Genomic DNA, 458 nt, shown 5'->3' on the forward strand with positions numbered 1-458 from the left:
AGCAGGCGAGCGGGGTGCCGGGCGGCAGCCCCCTGTTCACCTCCCTCTTCAACTACCGCCACACCGAACGCGCCCCCGGGCGAGGGGCCGGCACGGCGGCACCGGACGGCATCAGGACGGTGTTCACCCAGGAGACCACCAACTACCCCGTGGCGGTGTCCGTGGACGACCTCGGAACCGGCTTCGCCGTCACGGTCGACGCGGTACGGGGCGCCGACGCCCATCAGTTGTGCGAGCTGCTGCTGACCTGCCTGGACCGCCTGGCCGACGCCCTGGCGGACACCCCGGGACTGCCCGTCGCGGACGTCGACGTCCTGGGCGCCGGTACGTGGGAACGGTTGCTGGAACAGGGGAGGGGCCCGCGCGCCGAGGTGCCGGCAGCGGTGCTGCCGGAGCTGCTGGCCGAGCGGGTGTGCGTCGGTCCTGACGCGGTGGCCGTGGTGGCGGAGGACGGGGAG

Annotated in this window: 1 protein-coding gene; it reads left to right on the forward strand. The window is 74.0% G+C overall.

The window, feature by feature from the left end; genetic code table 11:
- Positions 1 to 458 (forward strand): condensation domain-containing protein (locus H0H10_RS03420; protein WP_188179289.1); only part of this gene is annotated, 458 nt, incomplete at both ends.

Source organism: Streptomyces griseicoloratus (assembly GCF_014534645.1).
In the GTDB taxonomy this organism is placed as follows: Bacteria; Actinomycetota; Actinomycetes; order Streptomycetales; family Streptomycetaceae; genus Streptomyces; species Streptomyces griseicoloratus.